The sequence below is a fragment of the Providencia sp. AGC89 genome (assembly GCF_053543535.1).
The window spans coordinates 476867-502023 of the sequence record NZ_JBIXLP010000060.1; the positions used below are offsets into that span (position 1 = coordinate 476867).

Sequence of the window (25157 nt, forward strand, 5' to 3'; positions counted from 1 at the left end):
CATTCCGTTTTTCACCAAGATAACAAACAACAACCAAATGAAAATTCCCTCACTCAATACTCATGTATCAACTGAATGAGAAACACCTTATCTGATTTGTCGAAGATGAAGGCTGTAGATATATTCATAGGCTTCAGCTTGGTTAGGATAAACTAACTGAATTTGTAATGGGAGTTCAACACCAGGGTCAATTGTATGCCCACTAGTATTACTCAGTATCACATTCCCACCAGACTCCCTCTTATTTAACCAATTTTTCTGGCTTTCATACCAATTTTCGGAGACTTTCGCTCCAGGAGGTAATTGGAAGGATAACTCCCATAAAGTGACCCGTGTATTTTCTGATATTAATGTCAGCATATAACTATAAAGATAACCACCTTCCCCAGCCCAACTTGCCTGATATTTCTGTAAGACCTCTAAATCTTTTTCTGCAGTGACTATGATATTAGAACTAACATTATGGTCGCCTTCATTTTCATAGCCGGCAGGAGGCGTTATACTGCAAATTAACCTTGTGCTTCCCACTCGTGATGCACTTGTATTGAGTGGGATATCAATCACTGTCGAATCATTTGCATCAATATTGACTATCGGGTCAATGTCACTCACTATCATAAGTAATTCATTCTCTGATTCAGCTTCAATGACAGCACCATTAACTGGTATTTCACTTTTATTAGTGATCTTTAATGGTATGCGCTTTGTGATCCCCCTCAGTAAAGTAACTTGCCTATCAACCATCAGTGTTAAATTCACAACGCCATTCACTTTTGCTGTCACACTATAAGTATTATTGTTTTGATTAATAAAACCGATTGGCGTATTAATTCGTACGCTTAACTCAGTATTACCCAGCCCCTTTCCATCGACTAATACCTCAACTGTCGTTATGGCTCCTGCAGGGAGATTAACCGTATTAGGATAGGAAATAATTTCAACTACACCACTATTCTTAGACGTAATATCCAACGTTACATCAGGGACATCGACACCGCTTTTATTTTCTATTTTAAATTCAAAGTGCTCTTGTTGGCCTAATTTTAATTCAGCTGGATTTTGAGATGATATCACAAGCTCCACTAGTTCAACGGGAGCAGAAACCACTGAGCGGGTCGCATCATTCCAACCGTAATCAACAAGAGAAGGGATTGATGTCATCGCAAGGACTTTGAGTATTTCCCCATCAAGATTAAGCCCAGCAACGAGAGTGGCTGACTGACCCATATTATTAACAACACAAGAAACCCCATCATGATGACCAACATCAAACCCATACGATGCTAACTCTTGTTGATCAAGTTGAATGTTGGGAGAGATAAGAAGAATATCGCCAAGTTCTGAATTGTTATAATTAATATTAGTGTATAAAGCTAGCTTATTAGGTGGGCACTTATCTTTTCCTTTCTGATTCTTTAATAACTCAACTGATTTATTATTTGGCATAATTATATCTTCTATATTAATGTTTACTATTAAGGAAATAAGAAACTGTCAGATGACATAATTAATAATAAAGCTAAGCCTTGTTTATACAACAAAATAAAACCATCAAATTTAATATCGCACCATTATTTAAAATAGGTTTAAAACTGATGCCAAACTTAAATTAAAACTCAATTAATAATTTAGATGTTAAATGCCAGTTAATTATTTAACTGGCATTTAATTGTAGCAATGAAAATAATTATAATTTTTTACGCGTAAATACCGACACAGCACACGCAATAATAATATTCAGAATAAATGCAGCAATACCAATATTCATATAGCTTAAGCCTTCCCCTAACCATGGGAACAATTGAGCTAACGAAATTTTTTCAATATACGTCACTGCAAGGAATAATACCCCTGCCATAATCCCACAAATTGCACCCGCAGGGGTCATTGGATTATGTTGTTTAAAGCTCATCAGCAGCGCAGGGAAGAACTGTGCCACAATATTAACCCCTAATAGCATGATTGCGACCAGCGTGTCATTACTGTGGAATATAAAATACAGACTCACTAATGCAACAAGTGGCACCATAAAACGTGCATACATCCCTGATTGTTGTTTTTCCTCACTCACCCCTAGTGCTTTTTGCACCACACCTGCAAGCATGTTAGACGTTGTGAGTAACAACATTGAGCCCGGCACTAAAGCGGTCAACATCCCTGCTGCGCCAATAAACCCAACGACAACAGGTGAAAACGTTTCTTTCGATATTTCAAACAGGGATAAATCTACAGCGGCTCCTTCAAGATGCGGAATTTGTAGAATTGATGCGTAACCCACAAAAAAAGCAAATAACATAATCAAACTGTACGCTGGAATTAAAATACTATTTCGCTTCAGAGATTTTTCATCTTTTGCAGTAAATACCGCCGCCATATAATGAGGCCAGCAAAAATAAGCAACCACTGACAGAAATACAGTCGAAATATACCAAGGAATATTGAGCCCTGTATCTGAGAAAGTTAAGAAGCTTGGCATTACAGTATCAATGGCTTTAAACATCTCACCAAAACTACCGTAGTAATGTAATGGAATATAAATACCAATAAACACAACCACAATTAAGATCATTAAATCTTTAAGTGCCGATGTCCAAGCTGAGCCATGAATACCTGAAATCATTACAAATAAGGTGACAGCAATAATACCAATCCAAATCGCCATATCTGCGGGGATAGCACCATAAGATGCTTGAGAAACTATAATGCCTAATCCTTTAAGTTGTAAAACGAATAAAGGCACCATTGCAGCAATAGAAATTAAGCTAATCAGTAGCCCTAAGCCTGCACTTTGGTATTTTTTAGCAAATAATTCAGAAATTGTCCTAACATCATTATCTTTTGCAAAACGCCAAACTCTCGGGTGTACCCAATATAAAAAGATCCCCATAAATGCATTGACGGCTAATGTGTATAAAATAGCAGGGCCTTTGCCATATGCCCAACCACTCCCACCAAGGAAAGTAAATGTTGTGTAGATTTCCCCTGCACTCAGTAAAAAAACCAATAGAGCGCCATAACTACGCCCACCGACAGACCAACCTTCGTGATCCATCGTTTTCCCTTTTTTAGCCCGAATAGCAAGATAGATACTAAAAAGGAAAAAAATGGTAATAATAATTAACGCAGAGCTCATGATGTTTCCTTAGTATTTTTATTATCTAATACATTTATCAGTAACATCACTAAGGCGGTAATAATCACCCATACAACAATCCAAAACATTAAAAAGGGTAGCCCCATCACAAAAGGTTCTACTTGGTTAGCATAATAAATGCCCACCGTTAATGCTAGGATCGGGAAAATCACTAAATAATGGTACCATTTCATAGAAAATTCCTTATTCCATTTACCCTAATGAAACCAATTCGCGAGGCAAATGGCTTAACATCTCAACACCATCTTCAGTAATTAGCAGCATATCCTCAATCATAATACCGCCAACACCAATCCCGTAATATGGTGTTTCTAAACTCATTACCATGCCAGCACGAAAGACTTCTGTCGTTGCTGCACTCACAAAAGGGGCTTCTTCTAACCCAACGAATACCCCATCACCATGACCTAGGTGCCCACGGTTATAATACGGTAACCCTGAAGAACGGATTAGTGCCATCGTCTCATTAAAAACGTCACTTAATGCCACGCCGGGTGCTATGCGACTTAGCATATATTGATGACCTTTTAAAATAGTTTGATAAATACGGCTCACTTTTTCATCCGGCTTACCGACGACAAATGTGCGTGCTATGTCAGCACCATAGCCTGCAACATCTACCCCGCAATCAAATTTAATGAGATCACCCTCTTTGGCTGGCACGTCATCGGGTAACATTTTCGGGGAGAAATCGCTGCCAACTGAAATAAGGTGAAAACGACTATAATTAGTCTCTGGATATTCCATCACTTTAGCTTTAAATGCCGCAGTCAATTGCGCAGAGGTGCATCCCACTTTAATTAATTGGCTTGCTGCTGCGATCCCCGCCTCTGTGATTTGTGCAGATTTTCTTAGGTGAGCAATTTCCCACTCACTTTTAATCATCCGCAACTCATTAAATAAAGCGGATGAATCTACTAAGTTTAAGCTTGGGATAACTTTATCTAACCATGTTTTTCCCATATGGGTTATTTGGTTTAGTTCAATCGCAACCGGTTTACCATAAACATCAGCTTCAGATAACGCCTCTTTTAAGAGCGTAAAAATGGTTTCTATCGGGCTATTTATCGGCCGTGCTTTTACCACTTTACCGTTATCAGGATTATAAGGATCGTCAACATCGACCCATATTGGGAATGTTTTAATTTTAGCATTTGGCATTTGAAGCGATAAATTTGCGGCTTCAAATTCATTCATGATCACCAAAGATTCAATTGAAGGGTCACGAAAAATAACAGCAATTGCAGAGCCAGTCTGCCTAAAGGTATACATAAAGAAGCTGGCAAAACCGGTTAAGTGATAAAAATTATCCCCTACCGTTGCAATTAAAGCTTCAATACCTTCACGCTCCATAATTTCACGTGCTTTGTTTGTTACATTCTCAAGGTGTTGGTGTTTCAAAAGGAGGTCTGCTTTATGAATTGTCATTTTTATTCTCTCGAAGCGTTATTTTATACATCAAGCAATTACATAATATCGCAAGCGATAAATGCGAAGCTCAATCATATTATATCTAGAGTTGAAATGAATACATCGTGTAACGTGCAAGTTTTATATAACTAATAATTATATACTAGTCAGAAATATACCTTGCTAACGATTTGAATATGATAGAAATAATTAAAAGAGCTAAATAAAATAGCCCTTTTAAAATTTAAAACTTATTTATTGAGAGTTTTCAGCACAAGTAATGGCTTTTTCAGACTCGTTATTACGAGTTAACCATAAAGAAAGTGCTTTTAAAGAATCAGGGGTAAATTCATCACAACGGGCACTGATTTCTTTAGCCGTTAACCAACTCACTTCAGCCACTTCTGATTCTTGCAATGCAAAAGGGCCATGGCTCACACAACTGAATAACCCACCCCATACACGGCAGTGCTCATCTTCAAAATAAAAATGGCCATGCTCGGCAAAAGGCACGCCTGCTATACCCAGCTCTTCTTCGGCTTCACGTTTAGCAGAATCAAGAATATTCTCACCTTGTGTAACAACGCCACCCGCCGTTGCATCTAAAAAACCAGGGTGAAAATCTTTAATTTCAGTACGTCGTTGCACCAATATTTTCCCCATGCCATCATGCACCACAATGTAAGTTGCACGGTGGCGTAAGTTCTCAGCTCGCATTTGGCTACGGGTTGCCTGAGCAATCACGATATTATCTTCATCAACAATATCTACCCACTCAACGACTTCGGTTTGTTGTTCCATCCTGTAAACCTTTTCAAAATTGCCTGAAACAGCTTATGCCATAGATTGATTGCCGCAATAAAAGGCAATACAAGATATGCTTTAACTAACATTCGGTTTTCGATCCTAGCTGAATTTGCATTGAGTTGCTATCACAAAAAAGATCATCGGACGAGAAGATGTGTATTGGTAACAATATTTTTACATTCGTGTCGCCGGAATACACAAACTTAGTTTATAAATGCTATAGTTAGAAAATAAAAACCATACAATCACTGAATTACAGCGATAAAATTGATAATGTAAACATTCATCATTGGCGAGGCTTTAAGGGGTGCAAAAAATGAATATACTCATCACTGGTGGTACGGGGCTCATTGGTACGCCTCTTGTTCAAAAACTCATTTCCCTTGGTCATCAGGTCACAGTATTGAGCCGTTCGCCACAAAAAGTGTATAGCCATTTTTGTAAGGCTGTTGAATGTTGGACAACGTTAAATGACGTCAATCATCTCAATGACTTTGATGCCGTCATTAACTTAGCTGGCGAACCTATTGCTGAAAAACGCTGGACTGATGAGCAGAAAAAACGCCTTTGTGATAGCCGTTGGAAAATCACCCAGCGACTCGCTGAACTGATTGCTGCTAGTGAAACACCGCCTTGCGTCTTTTTATCGGGCTCAGCCGTGGGTTACTATGGCGATCAAGGCCAATCTGTCGTCACAGAAGATGAACAACCCCACGACGAATTTACCCATCAACTCGCGCAACATTGGGAAGCCCTTGCTGAAAATGCCGCGTCCGACAAAACACGCGTGTGTTTATTACGTACAGGCCTCGTATTATCCCCCAATGGTGGGGTTCTAGGTAAAATTCTGCCCATTTTCAAAATGGGGGCTGGTGGCCCAATCGGTCACGGCAAACAATACATGCCATGGATACATATCAACGATATGGTCAATGCAATTTACTTTTTGCTGACTACTCCAACACTTTCAGGCCCTTTCAATATGACTGCACCTTATCCTGTGCATAATGACCAATTCACTGCTGTTTTAGGGGATGTACTTAACCGCCCTTCTTTTGTCCGCACGCCTGCTTTTGTGATCAAAACTATTTTAGGCGAATCCGCGGCTTTAGTATTAGGTGGGCAGCAAGCCATACCTAAACGTTTAGAAGAAGCGGGGTTTCAGTTCGAATTTATCGAATTAAAAATTGCATTAGAAGACTTATTGGTTTCCAAAGAAAGGTAACCCTTCTTAACGCTACTCATATCTCTAGACGAAATGGTTTTTACCTATTTCGATGGGAAATTTTAACCTTAATACTGACCCTAGTGTTATGTTTGGCTCAAGAATACTTAATAACCAAGCGTAACTACCGTACTAAATTATTTAGCCCCTTGCCAACGATGAAATAAATCGTGTTCAAGGGTAATATCAAACTGGTCGATAACGCGGTTAACGGTTTGGTCAACAATATCTAAAATAGTTTCAGGCTGATGGTAAAATGCAGGCATGGGGGGCATGATCACGGCTCCCATTTCAGCCGCTTGCACCATTAAACGCAGGTGGCCGACATGTAATGGCGTTTCCCGTACCCCTAGGACGAGTTTTTTCCCTTCTTTGAGTACAACATCCGCAGCTCGGGTCACCAAAGTATCAGTATAGCTGTGCACAATCCCAGAAAGGGTTTTCATTGTGCAAGGCATTATGACCATCCCTTCAGTACGAAAAGAACCTGATGAAATTGCCGCTGCAATATCACGGCTATCATAATAATGGTCAGCTAATTGTTGTACTTCTTTTACGCTAAACTTGGTTTCTAACGCCAATGTTTGCCGTGCGGCTGCACTCATCACCAAATGGGTTTCTATCCCTTTGACAGGTTTTAATACTTCAAGCAGCCTAATGCCATAAATAGCACCACTTGCCCCAGTTAACCCGATGATCAGTTTTTTCATTTAGCAGCCCAATTCGCGATTTTTTTGCGATTATATACCAAAGGCTTCCAGTTGTCGCTTGGCGGCAAATGAAGGCATCCCAAGAATATACAACTTGGTTAGAAAAGCGCTGCCAACACGACAAAAGCCTATAGGATATTAAGGATTTTGGTGATCAGCCACAGTCCCAGTTATACACTACTCGACTAAAATCTCTTTTTTTCAAATCATCTGGGTGAATAAAGAAATTACCGACGCCCATATCTCCCCACATAATACCGATTTCATAATCCGTATTTATTTGCAGTAATAGTTCGTATTGCTGGATATTTTCTTCATATTCTCTTGGATCAGATTGAGTAAAAAATGGGTAGCCTCCAATACAGTGCGCACCCGATTCAAATGAATCACTGTAAGGTTCAACCCATTCATCATAGAAGTCTTCACCTTCAAACTGTTCTTCATAATCATAGAGGTTATCAACCCCAAGGATTTTCTGCCCGAACTGGAAATCATCGATACTAATGTATTGTTCTGCAGGTGTGTATTCAATACTATATTGATGGTCGATGGGCGTGTAATAGTCATCAGTATGTGCGGCAATTACTGAGGAAAAATCTTGTGTTAACTGGCTAATATCTTCAATAATATTTTCCCAATAGATAACTCTAAAATCCTCTTGTTTTTGCTTATCTTCAAAATCAGCCCCATACAAATCATCTCCACCAATAAAAAACTGTAACAGCCCTTTTTCTGGGTAATTTTCTAACTTAGGCATTTGTGCAAAGTTAATTTGCGCAAGCAGTTTTAGTGGTGTCCCTTCACTATTTGTTGGGTATTTTTCACCAAGCGGCAAATAAGGCATTCCGCCCACACGGCTTTCCCACCACACATATTCTTCAACGGGGGTTAAGGTCATTTCAACAAGGGATTTTTTAGTGGCTTTGATTTTATCTACGAAAGGTTTAATCACATCAGGAAGGGAGTTGAAATCAGCCATATATAGCTCCAGATAGGCAGTTAATGTCCCTCTAGTTTACTCGAATTTTTCGCATTTTAAATCAGATATAACTGTAACTTACGCCTTCATTTAACGTTATAATTTTCTAAATAGTTTCGGTTACAGCTAGGCGGCAAATGAAGCTATCCCAAGGAGCCTACAAAAGTAGGTAACTTGGGTAACTGAATGAAGCTAACAACGTTAGAAAATTAAATAATGATAAAAATAGCATCACGATTAATTTTCTAAATAGTTTCGGTTACAGCTAGGCGGAAAATGAAGCTATCCCAAGGAGCCTACAAAAGTAGGTAATTTGGGTAACTGAATGAAGTCAACAACGTTAGAAAATTAAATAATGATAAAAATAGAATCACGATTAATTTTCTAAATAGTTTCGGTTACAGCTAGGCGGCAAATGAAGCTATCCCAAGGAGCCTACAAAAGTAGGTAACTTGGGTAACTGAATGAAGTCAACAACGTTAGAAAATTAAATAATGATAAAAATAGAATCACGATTAATTTTCTAAATAGTTTCGGTTACAGCTAGGCGGCAAATGAAGCTATCCCAAGGAGCATACAAAAGTATGTGACTTGGGTAGCTGAATGAAGCCAACAACGCTGTAACCGAAACTATGACGAAAATTTAGCCTTCGTTATAAATTTCGAGGTCTTCAACCTCACTCTTATCTTTCAATTTTAGCTCGTCATCTTTACGTAAGTTTTCCAGATAATCTAAATAACTTTGGTCGATATCCTTGGTGACGTAAATACCATCAAACACAGAACATTCGAACTCATTAATTTCTGGATTTTCCTCACGAACCGCATCCACCAAATCAGCTAAATCTTGGAAAATTAACCCATCTGCACCAATTAATTTACGAATTTCATCCACTTCCCTACCATGAGCAATTAGCTCATTAGCATTTGGCATATCAATGCCATAGACATTCGGAAAACGCACTTCCGGTGCCGCTGAAGCAAAGTAAACATTTTTTGCTCCCGCTTCACGCGCGAGTTCAACGATTTGCTCAGATGTGGTGCCACGCACTATTGAGTCATCAATCAATAAGACATTTTTGTCACGGAACTCTGCTCGGTTTGCATTCAATTTACGGCGCACCGATTTACGACGCTCTTGTTGACCAGGCATGATAAACGTCCGACCCACATAACGGTTTTTTACAAACCCTTGGCGATACGGTTTATCAAGGATATGTGCTATTTCCAGAGCAATATCACACGAAGTCTCAGGAATAGGGATCACAACATCGATGTGTAAATCTTCCCATTCACGGGCAATTTTAGCGCCAAGTTTTTGCCCCATGCGCAACCTTGCATTGTAGACCGAGACTTTATCAATAAAGGAATCTTGGCGAGCAAAATAAACGTATTCAAAAATACATGGCGTCAATTGTGGGTTTTCTGCGCATTGACGGGTAAATAATTGGCCTTTCTCAGTGACATAGACCGCTTCACCGGGGGCGACATCCCGTAAAAACTCAAAACCTAGTGTATCAAGTGCGACACTTTCAGAAGCCACCATATATTCGTGCTCACCCTTCTCTGTGACCCGACGCCCTAATACTAGGGGACGAATACCATGAGGGTCACGGAATGCTAACATCCCATGGCCAATAATAAGTGCCACACAAGCATAGGCGCCGCGTAGTTTTTTGTGCATCGCTGAGACAGCACTAAACACGTTATCTGGCTCAAGAGGGAAATGGTCAAACCTATCTAGCTCATAAGCTAATACGTTGAGTAATATTTCAGAATCCGATGTGGTATTGACATGGCGGCGTGCTGTTTCAAATAAACTCCGAGTGAGTTCATGAGCATTTGTCAGATTACCATTATGAGCAAGGGTGATACCAAAAGGTGAGTTTACGTAGAAAGGTTGAGCTTCAGAAGCACTTGAACTCCCTGCAGTTGGGTAACGAACATGCCCTAACCCCATACAGCCTTGTAACCTGAGCATGTGACGTGTTTCAAACACATCCTTAACCAGACCATTCGCTTTGCGTAAACGAATATTATTTTTGCCATCAATAGTGGCAATACCTGCTGCATCTTGCCCACGGTGTTGTAACACCGTTAAAGCATCATAAATCGATTGGTTTACCGGTGTTACACCGGCGATACCGACAATACCGCACATTTAGTCTTTCCTCATCAGCCAGACGGAGAAATATTCTCCGGTAGGAAACTTGACGCATTTTGCAGGTAGTCAAAAAACCACCTGATGATATGACTGAACTGCGGAATAAGTTCCGAACGCTGCCAATCCTCACTTTGAGGAAGTGGTGTAAATGTATCGAGAAAAAACAATAAGGCCGAAACAATTAACACACCACGCAGCGCACCGAAGCAGATCCCCAGAACCCGATCTGTGCCTGATAACCCCGTTTTTTGTACTAATGAGCTAATCACATAGTTCACTACTGCCCCCACAATAAGGGTGGCAATAAATAATGCAGCGATAGCAATGCCATTTCTAACAAGTATATCCTCAAAGCGCGTAAAGTAGCTGGCTAAATAAGGATAAAAGGTACTTGCAACAAAAAAAGCACAAACCCACGTCACTAGTGATAATGCCTCACGTACAAAACCACGGATCAAGCTAACCAGTGCCGAGAAGCCAATAATGGCGATAATTGCGTAATCTATCCAGACCATATTCCATTCCAAAATTCGCACTCACGACATCAGCGAAGTGCATTCTAACAGAAAACGAAAACGTTTGCGTAACCATTTTTCTATCAAATTTAAAAAAATAGCGGCGAAAAGAAAAAATCATAATCGCCGCAGTAAGTTACTAAATCCCCTTACCTTTTAGGGATTATTGGATCTTTAATTTTAAGGTTTATAGGTTTGAATTATCCCTTTAGTCCCTGTAATCGAATTTAGCTCTGGTAACGCGGCCTCTAGCCTTTGCCTAGAGGCTTCTGGCCCCACGTAAATACGTGTGAGTTTATTATTCACTGGCTTAGCGGGAACCGTATACACTTGGTAACCAGACAACCTGAGTTTTGCCACAATTTCTTCTACCTTAGCTGCATTGTTTAAGGCAATAACTTGCACAACAAACGCTTTACCTTGCGGAGCTGGTTTCACTTCGGGTTTAGGCTCCGGTTTTGGTTCAACTTTCGGTTGTGGCTTAGGCTCTGGTTTAACTTCTGGCTTGATTGGTTTTACTGGCTCAACAACAGCAGGTGGATTATTTTCAGCCGATGTTGCCGCTTCAACTTGTTCATTTTGCTGCTGTGTTATCGCTTCTGACAGCATCGCTTCAGAAGCCCCTTCAGAAGAAGCTGTTGATGTCGTACTGGCGATAGGCGCTATCGCTTCAATATCTTCTTCATCACCCGGTTTAGGGATAATAGGAATGGCCGCAAATTCATTTTCATTATATTTCTTATCGCCATCAAGCAGTGCAGGGAGAACGATAACCCCTACAGCAACAAGAACAATGGCGCCAGCAAGACGATTCTGAAATTTACTAGCCACCGGCACTATCCTTTTTGGTTTTCTAATAACATCATAACATGGGCGACAGTATGAAATGACCCACACACAACAACCACATCTTGCTCTTTTGCATCGAGACAAGCTTGTTGCCATGCTTTTTCTACGGAATCAAATTCATTCGCTTGCGCTAAATGTTGGCTAAGCGTAGCGACATCAGCCCCTCTAAATTCAGTTAATGGCGCAATATACCAATCAGTAACTTGCTGTGACAGGCAATCAAGAGTGCCTTTAATATCTTTGTCACCTAACATACCGACAACCGCACGAATATGACGCCCTTCCATAACAGGAAGTTCGGCTAATTTACTGACTAAATAGCCTGCAGCATGCGGGTTATGTGCCACGTCTAAAATCATCAATGGTTTTTCACCGATAACCTGAAAACGCCCTGGCAATTGAGCCGATTTTAACCCTTGATGAATTGCGCTTTCTGTAACTTTTTGGGCGATATCAACATCAATCAATAATAAGCAGCTAATAACACCAAGCGCGGTTGCTGCATTCGCTAATGGGACATTCGGTAATGGTAAATTATGCCACTCATGTTGAGCACTTTTCCATGACCAACTTCCCGCTTGTTCACTATATTGCCAATCCGCACCACGACGAAAAAGCACCGTACCTAGTTTATCCGCCACTTGAGCAATAGACGCAGGCATATCAGGTTCACCGACTACACCATAGTGACCAGAACGGAAAATACCCGCTTTTTCATAGCCAATATGTTCTCTATCAGCGCCAAGCCAGTCTGTATGATCTAACGCAATACTGGTGATCGCTGCAATATCGGCATCCACAACATTTGTTGCATCCAAGCGGCCGCCTAGCCCCACTTCTAAAATAACCACATCCAGTTCAGCTTGCTTAAATAACTGTAATGCAGCCAAGGTACCGTATTCAAAGTAGGTAAGCGAAATGTTTTCACGTTGTGATTCAATGGTCGCAAACGCTGCGCAAAACTCTGACTCTGCAAGTTCTTGGCCTTGAATACGCACACGCTCTGTATAACGAACAAGATGTGGTGAGCTATAGACCCCAACCTTGAGCCCTGATGCCATCAGAATAGACTCTAACGTATGGCACGTTGTCCCTTTACCGTTAGTTCCAGTGACAGTGATAACTCGAGGTGCAGGCTGTGTGAGGTTCATTTGCTTAGCGACTTGACCGACTCGTTCCAACCCCATATCAATATTTTGGCTATGTAAGTCGGTGAGGTAAGAAAGCCAAGTCTCCAATGGAGACTTGGCATTAGGAATGATTAAATTACTCATCATCTTTTTTATGCTTTGCAGGTTCCTTTTCTTGTACGTCTACCTCAAAGCCATCAGTCTCATCAGTAATATCAATGTCAACTTCTACATTTTCTGCAACAATAATTGGCGCCTCAGTAAAACTAGGCTTATTCGTTAACATTGCCAAGACTTCAGCCAAGCGGTCACGCATTTCAGGGCGGCGGACTATCATATCGATAGCGCCTTTTTCGAGTAAAAACTCACTGCGTTGAAAACCTTGTGGCAGTTTTTCACGTACCGTTTGTTCAATAACACGCGGGCCGGCAAAACCAATCAGGGCTTTAGGCTCAGCAACATTAATATCCCCTAACATTGCAAGACTAGCAGAAACGCCACCCATAGTTGGGTCAGTTAGTACTGAAATATACGGTAAGCCGCGTTCTTGCATTTTTGCCAACGCTGCACTGGTTTTTGCCATTTGCATCAATGATAACAACGCTTCTTGCATACGAGCGCCACCACTTGATGAAAAACACACCAATGGACAGTTATCTTCCAAAGCCTGTTCCACTGCGCGGACAAAACGAGCACCAACAACCGATGCCATTGAACCACCCATAAAGGCGAATTCAAATGCCGCAGCGACAACCGGCATCCCTTTTAGGGTCCCTTTCATGACAATAATGGCATCTTTTTCGCCCGTTTCTTTCTGTGCGGCTGAAAGTCGGTCTTTATATTTTTTTGAGTCTTTAAACTTGAGGAGGTCTTTTGGCTCAAGTTCACTACCTAATTCGGACGTTGAGTCTTCATCAAGGAAGGTTTCTAAACGTTGGCGTGCATGAATACGCATATGGTGGTCACATTTAGGACACACTGATAAGTTACGCTCTAATTCAGCACCGTATAACACCTGCCCACAGCTATCGCATTTCGTCCAAACCCCTTCTGGGATATTGGCTTTGTGTGATTGGGTCAAGTTACCTTTCTTTAATATTTTTTCAATCCAGCTCATTAATGGACCTTTTTGTCTGATTCACTCTGGTTATCACCAGTAGGTATTTTTTGCCATTAAACCACAATGATATCTCACTGTAGATAAAAACTTTTTAAACCGCTTAACGGTTATCGATTTTTTGCGCTGTAGCACGCTTTTCTTTCGCGGCCTTACGGCGATGGCGAATAATTTCAACCACACCCGGCAAAATTGAAACAAAGATAATCGCGACTATCAATAATTTCAAATTCTTTTGTACAATCGGTAAATCACCGAATAAATAACCTGCATAGGTAAATAATAATACCCATATAAATGCACCTGCGACATTATAAAAGGCAAAATGACGATAAGACATTTTCCCCATTCCTGCAACGAAAGGCGCAAATGTTCTTACTATCGGCACGAAACGAGCCAGTATAATCGCTTTACCACCATGTTTTTCATAAAATTCATGGGTTTTTTCTAAATATACGCGACGAAAAATTTTTGAGTCCGGGTTTTTAAATAACCTTTCGCCAAAAACACGTCCAATGGTGTAATTCACTGCATCACCAATAATCGCAGCAGTAATCATTAATGCGACCATTAAGTGAACATTTAAATCATTGCTGTCTAATGCTGAAATTGCACCCGCAACAAATAATAACGAATCCCCAGGTAAAAATGGTGTGACCACTAGACCTGTTTCACAAAAAAGGATCAGGAATAAGATCCCGTATACCCATGTACCGTAGTCTCTAACGAGTTCAGCAAGGTGCACATCTATGTGTAAAATAAAGTCGATAATAAAAGTGATGAATTCCATATAATCCTCATTAATGATAGCGTCCATGCCATTCCCAACAATGATGGGACAAATAAAAAGTTTGCTTTATATCAGTTCATCTGCAAGAAAAAGAGGCCCCATAACATTCTGCGGCAATGCAAATTGTTCAGGGTAATCGACGCTCACCAAATACAAGCCTTCAGCTTTTGCCGTTGCCGCTGCTTTGGTGCGATCTTTTAGCTCAAGAAGATGTTGTATCCAATCAACACCTTGATTGCCACACCCTATCTCCAACAGACTACCAACAATATTCCTAACCATGTGGTGAACAAAGGCATTGGCTTTAATATCCACCACCACATAATGACCATGGCGACTCACATTCACGTGCATTACATTACGCCATGGAGACTTTGATTGGCACTGGACTGCTCTGAATGAGGTAAAATCACGCTCACCTAAAAGTGACTGAGCCGCTTGATGCATTCTTTTTTCATCTAATGGGTAGTGAAAATGAGTTACACCATTAGATAAAATTGCAGGCCGATAGCGATGATTGAAAATCACATAACGGTAGCGGCGAGCGGTGGCACTAAACCGTGCATGAAACTCATCATTCACAGGTTTACACCAACGAACTGCAATATCCGCAGGTAAATGTGTATTTGCCCCCATAGTCCAAGCCGCTTCTTTGCGATTGGCTGAGGTTTCAAAATGCACCACCTGCCCAGTGGCATGAACACCTGCATCCGTACGACCCGCGCAAAATACGTTGATCGGCTCTGCGGCAATCTTTGACAAGGCGATTTCTAAGCACCCTTGCACACTTTTCACTTCTTGTTGGCGTTGCCAACCAAAATAGCGACTACCGTTGTATTCGACCCCTAACGCAACCCGATACAACTTTGTTGGTTCTGACATCAGTAGAATAGCTCCTGAGCTAATTTTTCAGCGGTTTCTACTGCCATCAGTGCCCCACCGAAGCGCACATTATCCGCCACCGACCAAAACTGTAATATTTCAGGAACGCCATAATCATTACGAACGCAGCCGACACTTAGTTGGTCATTGCCAGAAGCATCCGTTACCTGAGTTGGATAATCCCCTTCTTCTGAGACCTGAATATCCGCAAAACGTTCAAGTTCTTCATTCGCTTCTTCTGCACTCAAAGGGCGTAACGTTTCCAAGTAGACAACTTGAGCATTTCCATAAAAAACAGGCGACTGAATAAAACTAACAGCAACAGGTAAACCTTCATCTTGGAGTACTTTGCGCACTTGTTCAACAAGACGGCGTTCTTGAACAACACTCCCCTCCATGTCTGACAATAAAGGCAACATATTGAAAGCAAGTTGCTTACTAAAACGCCCTTCTTCCGCAGGAATACCATTTAATAAACGTGCACTTTGCCCTGCAAGTTCATCGACGGCTGCTTTACCATAACTCGACATGGATAACATATTCGTTAAGGTAATTCGCCCTAAGCCTGCTGCGTCCACCAGCGGTTTAATCGCTGTGACCAATTGACTCACGGAGCTATCTGCCAAAGAAATAATATTACGATTGCGGTAATCAGCTAAAACTTGAGGATTCACATTTGGTACCACTAATGGCACATCAGGTTCTTGAGCAAATACGCCACTTGTATCAATAACAATACAACCTTCCTGTGCCGCTAATTCTGCATATTGCATGCTAACCGCTTCATTAGCCGCAAAAAAAGCAATTTGCGCTTGCGACCAATCAAAACCATTCACCTCTTCAACTTGAATACTTTTGCCACTAAAGCGTACGCTCTCCCCCGCACTTCGCTCACTGGCTAGTAAATACAGTTCGCCAACTGGAAATTCCCTTTCTTCTAGCAGTGAGATAATGGCCTCACCTACAGCCCCAGTTGCGCCTAATACTGCAATATTCCAACCTTCAGTCATGGCTATTCCTCTAGTAATAAAAACTAAACGACCCCATTAATGAGATCGTTTAATGATAAAAAATTATACCAATTAATTTGCTAAATAAGCACTGAACCCTAATGCATTAAGCTGTGCGACAACATCGGCGTTATCACAAGCCACATTGAGTGATGACCATTCGCGACGTTCTTGATAGTTTTTACGCAGCTTATCAAATTCCCCTTTAATACCTGCTACCTTGCGCAGCTTGGCATCATCACGGCGTACATCATACACAAGATGGGCTAATCTTTTGAGTTGGCTTTGCGTTAATTTACCATTGAAGGTTAACTCGCTAATATCCGGTTTTGGCAACAATGATGAAAGGGAAATTTGCACGGATTTACCGATAAATTGACAGTAAGCTTCATAAACTTGCGTCGTTCCCCTTGCTTTACCTTCTAGGGTGTAACCTGCTATATGCGGTGTACCAATATCGACCAAAGCTAATAGCTCAGTAGACAAGTCAGGTTCCGGCTCCCAAACATCCAGCACCACACTCAACGGTTTCCCCTGTTGCAATGTTTTTAATAATGCTTGGTTATCAACCACCTCACCCCGGCTAGCATTAATTAAAATGGTGCCATCACGTAGGTTTTCTAAGTGGGTTTGGTTCATTAAATGAAAAGTTTGATATTCCCCAGAAAGATTCAATGGCGTATGGAAAGTTAACACATCCGCCTGCGCTAATACGGTTTCAAAAGACACAAAATCTTCTTGTTGGCCCATAGCGGCACGTGGAGGATCACATAATAAGGTTTTTACGCCCCAAGCGTTTAACCGCTCAGCTAAACGCCCACCGACATTCCCTACACCAATGACCCCTACTGTTTTATCACGTAAATCAAAGTTATCACGTTCCGCAAGGAATAATAACGATGAAATAACGTACTCCACTACCGCAATAGCATTACAACCGGGTGCAGAAGAAAAACCGATATTTGCCGTTGCCAACCATGCAGTATCTACATGGTCAAAACCTGCTGTTGCCGTTCCAACGAATTTAACCGGCGTATTTTTCAATAGAGATTCATTCACCTTGGTGATCGACCGTACCATTAATGCGTCCGCGTTTATTAATTCGTGTTCGGGTATTGGACGCCCCGGTACAGCTTTAACTTCGCCCAGTTCACTAAATAATGCCTGAGCATAAGGCATGTTTTCATCAACTAAAATTTTCACTGTTTTGTCCCAATCTATTGACGATACGGCTTTGCATCGCAATATTTTGCCACGCTTTGCCCCAGATGCCTATGAGAGTTAACGTTCCAATGTAAACTAATCTTCTGTCACAAACTCTTTCGCTCGAAAACGGTCGGGGGTTACCCCTGAAATTTGTTGGAACATCGCAATAAATGCCGACGCAGAGCTATATCCAACATCAAGTGCCACTTCGTGTACACTTTTACCACATTCAAGACCCGCTACCGCATGAAGATAGCGCAAGCGCTGACGCCATTCACTAAATGACATACCGAGTTCCTGTTGGCAGCGTCGTGACAATGTACGCTCTGAGGTATAAAAACGTTTTGCCCACCCAGCCAAGGTCGTATTATCCGCAGGGTCATTTTGCAATTCCAGTAAGATTGGCGCTAAAAACTTATCTTTAGTGTTAGGCAAATAAGTATCTTGGCAAGGTGACAATGAAAACTGATCAATGAGTACATGAGCCAACCGTAGATCTTGTTCAGTTTCTGGTTGTACAATGCCTCTTTGATACATATCGCTCATAATGGATTGAAATATAGGGCTTAATTTAATCACGCACGGTCGTTGAGCTAATATTTGATTGTATTGATGTGAGAAATCGATAATACGAAATTTGACACTTTCTTTATTAAAGCTAGCATGGGAAATATTTGCAGGTATCCAAATACAAAACTCAGGTGGCGCTAAATAGTGCTTACCCGCAACTTCCATTTCCATAATACCGCAAACAACATATAACATTTGCCCAAATGGGTGTGTATGGGATTTATACTCCGTCAGCGCGGCGGTTTGCTCGTGGCGAAAAGCAATAAGTTCAGGCTCAATAATATTGCATTCACTGACTTGCCAAATATCTGATTTTGAAGTTTCCATGATACCTGTCTGAAAAGCGTTATCGATTGTCTGAATATCAGTATATATAAAAAACCAGACAGATGTATACTACTTCGCATTCGATACGGGAGAGTGTTTTAATGAAAAGTCTTCTTTTTCCGCTAATTGCGGTTTTATTATGGTCTATCAATGCGATTGTTAACAAAGCAGCATCCACGGCTATTGACCCTGCAGCAATTTCTTTTTACCGCTGGGCGTTGGCGCTAATCGTCATGACCCCATTTGTATTGCGTTCGGTGCTACGAAACCACAAAGTCGTCATGAAACACTGGTGGCAATTAGCCATTTTAGGGGCTCTGGGTATGATGCTATACCAAAGCTTAGCCTATTACGCTGCCCATAGTGTCAGTGCGACCTTTATGGGGATAATGAACTCACTGATCCCATTATTAACCGTTGTGATCAGTATTTTCGTATTACGTGTTATCCCAACTGTTGGTATTGTATTGGGCTCCGCCCTATCATTATTGGGCCTGTCGTGGCTCGTTAGCCAAGGTAACCCTATCTCATTATTTTCTCATGGCTTAGGCCAAGGCGAAATCATGATGCTAATAGCATCAGCAGCTTATGCCCTCTACGGTGTATTAACTAAGCGTTGGTCAATCCAATTATCTAGCTGGGATTCACTCTATGTACAGGTGTTCTTTGGGGTTATTCTGCTATTGCCTAACTTTTTGTTAGCTGATGATGTGTCACTCAACAGCCACAATATTGGGCTAGTCGTATTTGCAGGGATCGCCGCCTCCATCATTGCGCCTGCGCTATGGATCCAAGGCGTAATGCGGCTAGGGGCAAATACCACGTCTATCTTTATGAACCTTGCTCCGGTCTTTACCGCCATTATTGCCGTTTTTGCTCTTGGCGAAGAATTAAAAAGCTATCATTTAATTGGTGGAGGTGTTGTATTATTAGGGGTAATGTTAGCGCAACAATTACGTACCCCACTGACGCAAGTATTTAGCCGTAATAAAAAAGTGGCACAGCAAGAAGATACTTGTCAGTAACCTGCCGCTACAACTTATAACTTAAAGCAATAAAAGCAATGTCGTGGACTCATATGCCCCACTCTGTGGGGCTATGTTTTATCTATTTTCCTCAATATATTTCTTCCCACATTCCTGCACGGTTTTTCGTCATTTATATTTTGTAACGCTCTAAAACGTCTCAGTCACCCTTTGTCTGTCATTCGCTGATAAGCTTGTGCAAAGCTAATCTGAGCAAGCAATAAAGGGAAATTCTGATTGAATCTTCTTCTTAAGCAATTAGACTTAACTAAAATCATTCTACCCATTAAGTAGTATTTTCACTCAAAACCAAATATTGACTCGATGTGCACTGATGGAACACGTCATGTCATACATGACCTTTAATAAGGAATAACAATGACTAAACAACTTAAAGTTTGGCTTTGCATATTTATAGTAATTGCTATTGCAGTTGGCATTTACTTTATCAATGCATTAGGCCATTCCAATTCCGCACAAGCTGGTTACGATTTATATCAACAAGGCGATACCGAAGCCGCTTTTAAGCAATTTGAAAATACAGCTGATGTTGACTCCCAATCCGCTTATGCATTAGCCACAATGTATAAAGATGGGATAGGTACTCAACCTGATGAGAGTAACGCACTAAGTTGGTTGGTTAAATCTGCAGCACAGAACAATAAAAATGCGCTCTATAATCTGGGCTTTTACCGTTATGATCAACAAATAGAGGATACCCCTGACGATAAATATGGCGTAACCTCTTTAACTAAAGCTGCAGATCTCGGTGTAATTGAGGCTCAAGTGATGGTTGGCGGTATTTATATGGAAGCTAAATATGAAGATATTCCGCAGAATACCGAACTAGCTCGGAAATACTTTACACTGGCTGCGGAACAAGATTCACGTCTAGCTAAATTTGCACTCGGTTATATTGCCCATAAGGTTGATAAAGATAATAAAAAGGCAGTCGAAATCTTAACCCCCTTAGTCAGTAAAGACTTCCCATTACCGGCTATGTTATTAGCATCTATTTATAAAGAAGGCGGCAATGGTATTACGCCAAATAAGATTTTTGCAAAAAAATATGAAAGTATGTCAATGGCATCAGCTTTCGAATTTATTGCCGATGCTGAGAGATTTGAACCTGCGCCATTATCAATTTATGGCTCACTAACGCCAGAAGAAAAACAACAAATAATCGCTAACCTTGAAACCCGAGCCAGTCAAGGTGATGAAACTGCTATGTATATTTTATATCAAAAATACATGACAGGCGAAGATGTCCGTAAGAATAAAAATAAAGCTGTAATGTATTTGCGGCCTTTAATACAACAACGGGCTCCCAAAGCGCTATATTTTAATTACCTCGCAGATAGAGATAATATTAAAGATTTGACAGAGGCCGCTGAGGGGCAATATCCCGATGCATTATACCAAGCCTATCAGGTCTATTCAGGTAATACCTTTAATTATGATGTAAAACGCGATGATGAATTAGCGAATAAATATTTAATTAACGCCGCAGATTTAGGCCATCAAAAATCGTTAATTACTATTATCGAAAAAGCTATTTACAGTTACCGTTTTCCAAATAAACAATTAGTAGATACTATAAAAAAATATACTCCGATATTAATCGAGAAATACCCTAATTCTCCAGAAGCTTTGATCGTTGTAAGCCAAGTATACCGCAATAAAAATAGCCCATTCTATTCACCAGAAAAATCCTTTGAAACACTCGCAAAAGCTAACCGAATTGCACCCGATTATGAATCACAAATGCAGTTAGCTCGTTACTATATCAATGGGTTTGGTACTAAGCAGAATTTGCCAGAAGCCGTAGAGATACTGAAAAAAGGTTTAAGTAAAAATAGCTACAAGTCGACAGCTGACCGCCTGTTAGTTCAACTCTATTATCAATATGATATAAAAGACTATGTCGACGAGAAAACGATCATTGATATTCTCAAAAATGATGTCATTGAAAGAAAAAACTATACATTAGCGCATTTCTATGCGGATTATTTATTACGCGAAGATGCGGAGAAAAATAGCAATCTAGCCTTTGAACTGTATGAAGAATCCAGTAAAAATAATGATAGCAGCCGTATTCATTATGCAGCCTCATTATTAAAATATAAGCCAGAAGAAAACAAACGTGCTGTGAACTTAGTTGTTGACGTACTCGCTTCACCTGATAGCAAGTCACGATTGTCAAAAGAAGACCTTAATACCGCCAATGACATTTTATTAAAACTTGGTTTGGCTACCATACACGCTAAGCGTTTATTAGTCGATTTAGCCCTATCCGAAAATAACACTGAAGCCTTAAAGCGTATCGAACCACAAATTGGGGTTGATGCGGATATCACTTACTTTTATGGCATCAAGCAACTTACCCAGTTGACCCAAGTTGATACCCTAAGTGATGCCGAGCTAAAACCTTATTACGATACCATTATAAAAGCCGCAGAATTAGGCAATACCACCGCGTCTTTATATATTGCTCAAAATTTGGATGGCGTTAATTATTATAATGACAAGCCCTACTATAAGCAGCGTTTTCAGAAAATCACAGGGTTAACACCGAAAGACCTCGTCCCACAATATAAAAAGTGTGCAGCATTAGGCAGCAACCGCTGTTTATATGAGCTGGGGGAAATTTACCAAAAAGGTAATTATGGGGAAGATTCTGACTATGACCTCGCAATGGAATATTACAACAAAATCTCTGACCCAGATTTCAGTTTTTTAAAATCACGTAAAAGAGAAATTGAAAAAGCAAGAGCCTCGTTTATTACTATTCAGGAAAAGGCAAAAAATAATGACTCTGATGCCATTCGTACCCTCGCCAATGCTTATAAATTCGGTAACTATGGGCAAAAAGTCGATGAGAAAAAATGGCTACAATACTTGACCGCTAGTGCAAAGTTGAATAATAAAAGCGCTTTAAAAGAATTAGTGGATTATTACAGCCAAGACACACTCATTGATGCTAATAAAGCAAAGATTCTTGGTTATTACGACCAATTAGCCGCTATCGGTAGCAAAGACTACACCCGCAAATTAGCACATCAATATTTAAACGGTAGTCGCCTTGTTGCACCAAATCGCCAAAAAGCCCGTGAATATTACATTAAAGCAGGAAGTTGGGGGAACGAGTTCATTAAGTATATGAATGACTATGACATCAGCATGAAAATGCTCAATGAAAGTTCAGAGGCTAAATATAAAGTAGGCCGAGCCTATTATTATGGTAAAGGGATCAAAGAAGACAAATTAGAAGCCTTAAAATACTTAAAGCTTGCTAGCGATGAAGGAAATGATAACGCAATTAGCCTTTATACAAAAACCCTGTATATGGGGATACTCAACGAAGACAAAATGTCTTGGTTGAAAGAACCAGACTGGGATCAAGCTATTGTTTATTTAAAAAAACACTCAAACCCTAAACGTGTTGATAATTATATCGAAACCTATAACTCCATCGTTGTTCCTGCGCAAAATGGTGATACTTCAGCCTATATGAAACTCGGAGATTGGTATAAGGATTACAGTCGCGCATTAGCCGCCCAAACTTGGTATAAAAAGAGCATTGAAGCAGGCAATTTAGCCGCTTATCAAGCTCTTGACCAAGTCACCAGCGATAAACAAGTAAAACACCAAAATTACCTTGAAGGTGCAGCAAAAGGTGACTTATTTTCCAAGGTCCAACTAGCCAAAGACTACCTGTATGACAGCGACGTTCTAACCAGTTCAACGGACTATAATTCAGCCATTCAATACCTACAAGAAGGTATCAAATCAGCTGATGATGAAATTTCTAGTATGGCATTCAATACATTAGCCAATTTGTATCAAAAAGGTATTCGTAATAACAAGAAAAACCTTAACCGCCCTAAAGATGATAAAAAATATTTAGAATTGCTGCAAAGCGAAGAAAATAACCGTACAGATGCATTGCTTAATCTTTATAGCTATTACGCAAGAACCGATGCGCCGAAAGCTTTGGGTTACTTACAGCGTGCTTATGAAAAAGGCGACTTAGATGCCATTGAGAAACTGTATGAAATAAATTACCCTGGTGAATATTGCAGTAATAGCGATAATGCCGATCTGGATAAGGCAAGCACTTACTTAAAAGAGTGGCTAAAAAAGAAGAATTTCGAGAAGAATACTGAGCGGAATTATATTCGTTCAGCTGAAAGTTTAAGTAAAAAAATGGGGGATACATACTTAGCTGGTGAATGTGATATGAAAAAAGATATCGATAAGGCTATTGAATGGTATCTAATTTCATTGAACTATCATGAGAGTCATGCGCTAAGTAGCCTGTACAAAGCCTATGTGGAAAAAGGGGATGCGAAACAAGCCTATTACACGGCATTGCGTCTGAAAAAAGACCCTAAAAATATTGAATTATTAGAGCAGTTATCACCACAGGAGCGACAAGCGATTGAACAACGTTTCAATGATGAGCAAACATTCCAAAAATATGGTCGCTTTGCTAAACAAATTGAAGAACAACGTGTGAAGGCTGAAGCGGGTGATAAAATGGCAGCTTTCTCCTTAGGTATCGCTTATGCTCGGGGTGAAAGAGTACCGCAAGACACGCAAAAGATGATCTACTACTATGAATTAGCAGGTAAAAATGGCTATCCTCGTGCTTATAATATTTTAGGTAACCTTTACCGCAAAGACAATGAGCGCGGTATTGAGAAAGACTTTCCTAAAGCGCTTTATTACTTTGACTTAGGCGCACAACAAAATGACAGTAATACCGCGCACCAAGCCGGTGATATGCTGTATTTTGGCCAAGGAGTACCAAAAGATTATGTTGGTGCAGCCAAATATTATGATATGACAAACCTAGAGCAAGGGACTCATCATGGAATGGCAAAATACAAGCTGGCCTACATGTATTACAATGGTTGGGTCGGAACAAAGAGCAAAGCAGACCTGCAAAAAGCCCATGATTACCTTGAACTCGGTGCTAAATACCAAGACGAGGACTCAATTAAAGCACTAAAAGAGTGGGATTTTAAACTCATTAATAAATAATTAACGATAACGGCGCTAATTTGCTTTAGCGCCTTTATCGAATCCTTTTTATTATTATCAGTTATTATTTGGACACTTCAATATATCAGTCGGTTATATTGTTTAGTTCCGATTACCATTTATGGATATAACATTTAGTCTTTTCCTAGTTGATTTTCAATAAAACACAAAAGCTTATCAATATATCTAATAATATATTCCTGATAAATATAGAATTCCGCTTAAAATCATCTAATTATTA

General features: G+C 40.3%; 20 protein-coding genes. 3 read left to right on the plus strand and 17 right to left on the minus strand.

Annotated elements, in window-relative coordinates:
- Positions 1-87 precede the first annotated feature (87 nt).
- The 5 genes from ACIPUA_RS10595 to yfcD form a co-directional block, all read right to left on the minus strand.
- On the minus strand, positions 88-1446 hold the full coding sequence (locus tag ACIPUA_RS10595) for a hypothetical protein (RefSeq protein ID WP_071548190.1): 1359 nt from the start codon (positions 1444-1446) through the stop codon (positions 88-90).
- A 241-nt stretch (positions 1447-1687) separates the two neighbouring features.
- Positions 1688-3133 (minus strand): sodium:solute symporter family protein, encoded by a 1446-nt coding sequence (locus tag ACIPUA_RS10600; RefSeq protein WP_449059648.1) that lies wholly within the window; start codon positions 3131-3133, stop codon positions 1688-1690.
- Positions 3130-3327: a DUF3311 domain-containing protein gene (locus ACIPUA_RS10605; RefSeq protein ID WP_048607520.1), complete on the minus strand. Its 198-nt coding sequence runs from the start codon at positions 3325-3327 to the stop codon at positions 3130-3132. Before ACIPUA_RS10605 ends, ACIPUA_RS10600 begins: the two co-directional genes overlap by 4 nt.
- Positions 3328-3346: 19 nt before the next feature.
- Entirely contained in the window at positions 3347-4582 is a 1236-nt protein-coding gene (locus tag ACIPUA_RS10610) for a M24 family metallopeptidase (protein ID WP_042844467.1), read from the minus strand.
- A gap of 237 nt (positions 4583-4819) precedes the next feature.
- A complete protein-coding gene (yfcD, locus tag ACIPUA_RS10615; protein WP_042844471.1) occupies positions 4820-5365 on the minus strand; it encodes an NUDIX hydrolase YfcD in 546 nt (181 codons plus the stop codon).
- Between the two features lie 322 nt (positions 5366-5687).
- On the opposite strand from yfcD, the gene ACIPUA_RS10620 reads away from it, so the two are divergent.
- Positions 5688-6596, plus strand: a complete 909-nt coding sequence (locus tag ACIPUA_RS10620) for a TIGR01777 family oxidoreductase (RefSeq protein WP_048607523.1) — start codon at positions 5688-5690, stop codon at positions 6594-6596.
- 137 nt (positions 6597-6733) lie between these two features.
- On the opposite strand, the gene ACIPUA_RS10625 is transcribed toward ACIPUA_RS10620, so the two are convergent.
- From ACIPUA_RS10625 to ACIPUA_RS10680, 12 genes are all read right to left on the minus strand, one after another.
- Positions 6734-7306 carry a UbiX family flavin prenyltransferase gene (locus ACIPUA_RS10625; protein WP_042844474.1) on the minus strand — a complete coding sequence of 191 codons (573 nt, stop codon included), beginning with the start codon at positions 7304-7306 and terminating at the stop codon, positions 6734-6736.
- A 154-nt stretch (positions 7307-7460) separates the two neighbouring features.
- Entirely contained in the window at positions 7461-8285 is an 825-nt protein-coding gene (locus ACIPUA_RS10630; RefSeq protein WP_048607526.1) for a YwqG family protein, read from the minus strand.
- Between the two features lie 643 nt (positions 8286-8928).
- Positions 8929-10446, minus strand: coding sequence for an amidophosphoribosyltransferase (gene purF, locus ACIPUA_RS10635; RefSeq protein WP_042844478.1), 1518 nt, complete (start codon positions 10444-10446; stop codon positions 8929-8931).
- Positions 10447-10460: 14 nt separating this feature from the next.
- Positions 10461-10964, minus strand: a complete 504-nt coding sequence (cvpA, locus tag ACIPUA_RS10640) for a colicin V production protein (RefSeq protein ID WP_449059649.1) — start codon at positions 10962-10964, stop codon at positions 10461-10463.
- Positions 10965-11144: 180 nt separating this feature from the next.
- Positions 11145-11795: a cell division protein DedD gene (gene dedD, locus ACIPUA_RS10645; RefSeq protein ID WP_042844480.1), complete on the minus strand. Its 651-nt coding sequence runs from the start codon at positions 11793-11795 to the stop codon at positions 11145-11147.
- Between the two features lie 5 nt (positions 11796-11800).
- Positions 11801-13090, minus strand: coding sequence for a bifunctional tetrahydrofolate synthase/dihydrofolate synthase (folC, locus tag ACIPUA_RS10650; protein ID WP_449059650.1), 1290 nt, complete (start codon positions 13088-13090; stop codon positions 11801-11803).
- Entirely contained in the window at positions 13080-14060 is a 981-nt protein-coding gene (gene accD / locus ACIPUA_RS10655) for an acetyl-CoA carboxylase, carboxyltransferase subunit beta (protein WP_042844483.1), read from the minus strand. The genes folC and accD overlap by 11 nt, the downstream gene beginning before the upstream one ends.
- Positions 14061-14163: 103 nt before the next feature.
- Entirely contained in the window at positions 14164-14850 is a 687-nt protein-coding gene (locus tag ACIPUA_RS10660; protein WP_042845356.1) for a DedA family protein, read from the minus strand.
- 66 nt (positions 14851-14916) lie between these two features.
- Entirely contained in the window at positions 14917-15732 is an 816-nt protein-coding gene (gene truA / locus ACIPUA_RS10665) for a tRNA pseudouridine(38-40) synthase TruA (protein ID WP_042844485.1), read from the minus strand.
- Positions 15732-16742, minus strand: coding sequence for an aspartate-semialdehyde dehydrogenase (locus ACIPUA_RS10670; protein WP_042844487.1), 1011 nt, complete (start codon positions 16740-16742; stop codon positions 15732-15734). The genes truA and ACIPUA_RS10670 overlap by 1 nt, the downstream gene beginning before the upstream one ends.
- Positions 16743-16814: 72 nt before the next feature.
- Complete coding sequence (gene pdxB / locus ACIPUA_RS10675) at positions 16815-17945, minus strand: 4-phosphoerythronate dehydrogenase PdxB (RefSeq protein WP_042844489.1); 1131 nt, start codon at positions 17943-17945, stop codon at positions 16815-16817.
- 96 nt (positions 17946-18041) lie between these two features.
- Positions 18042-18845, minus strand: coding sequence for an AraC family transcriptional regulator (locus ACIPUA_RS10680; RefSeq protein WP_181468600.1), 804 nt, complete (start codon positions 18843-18845; stop codon positions 18042-18044).
- A gap of 101 nt (positions 18846-18946) precedes the next feature.
- Here ACIPUA_RS10680 and ACIPUA_RS10685 point away from each other — a divergent pair, with 101 nt between their 5' ends.
- The gene (locus tag ACIPUA_RS10685) at positions 18947-19870 is read left to right on the plus strand and encodes a DMT family transporter (RefSeq protein WP_042844494.1); all 924 of its coding nucleotides are present in this window, start codon (positions 18947-18949) and stop codon (positions 19868-19870) included.
- 378 nt (positions 19871-20248) lie between these two features.
- Positions 20249-24916 (plus strand): tetratricopeptide repeat protein, encoded by a 4668-nt coding sequence (locus ACIPUA_RS10690; protein WP_449059651.1) that lies wholly within the window; start codon positions 20249-20251, stop codon positions 24914-24916.
- The last annotated feature ends 241 nt before the right edge of the window (positions 24917-25157 follow it).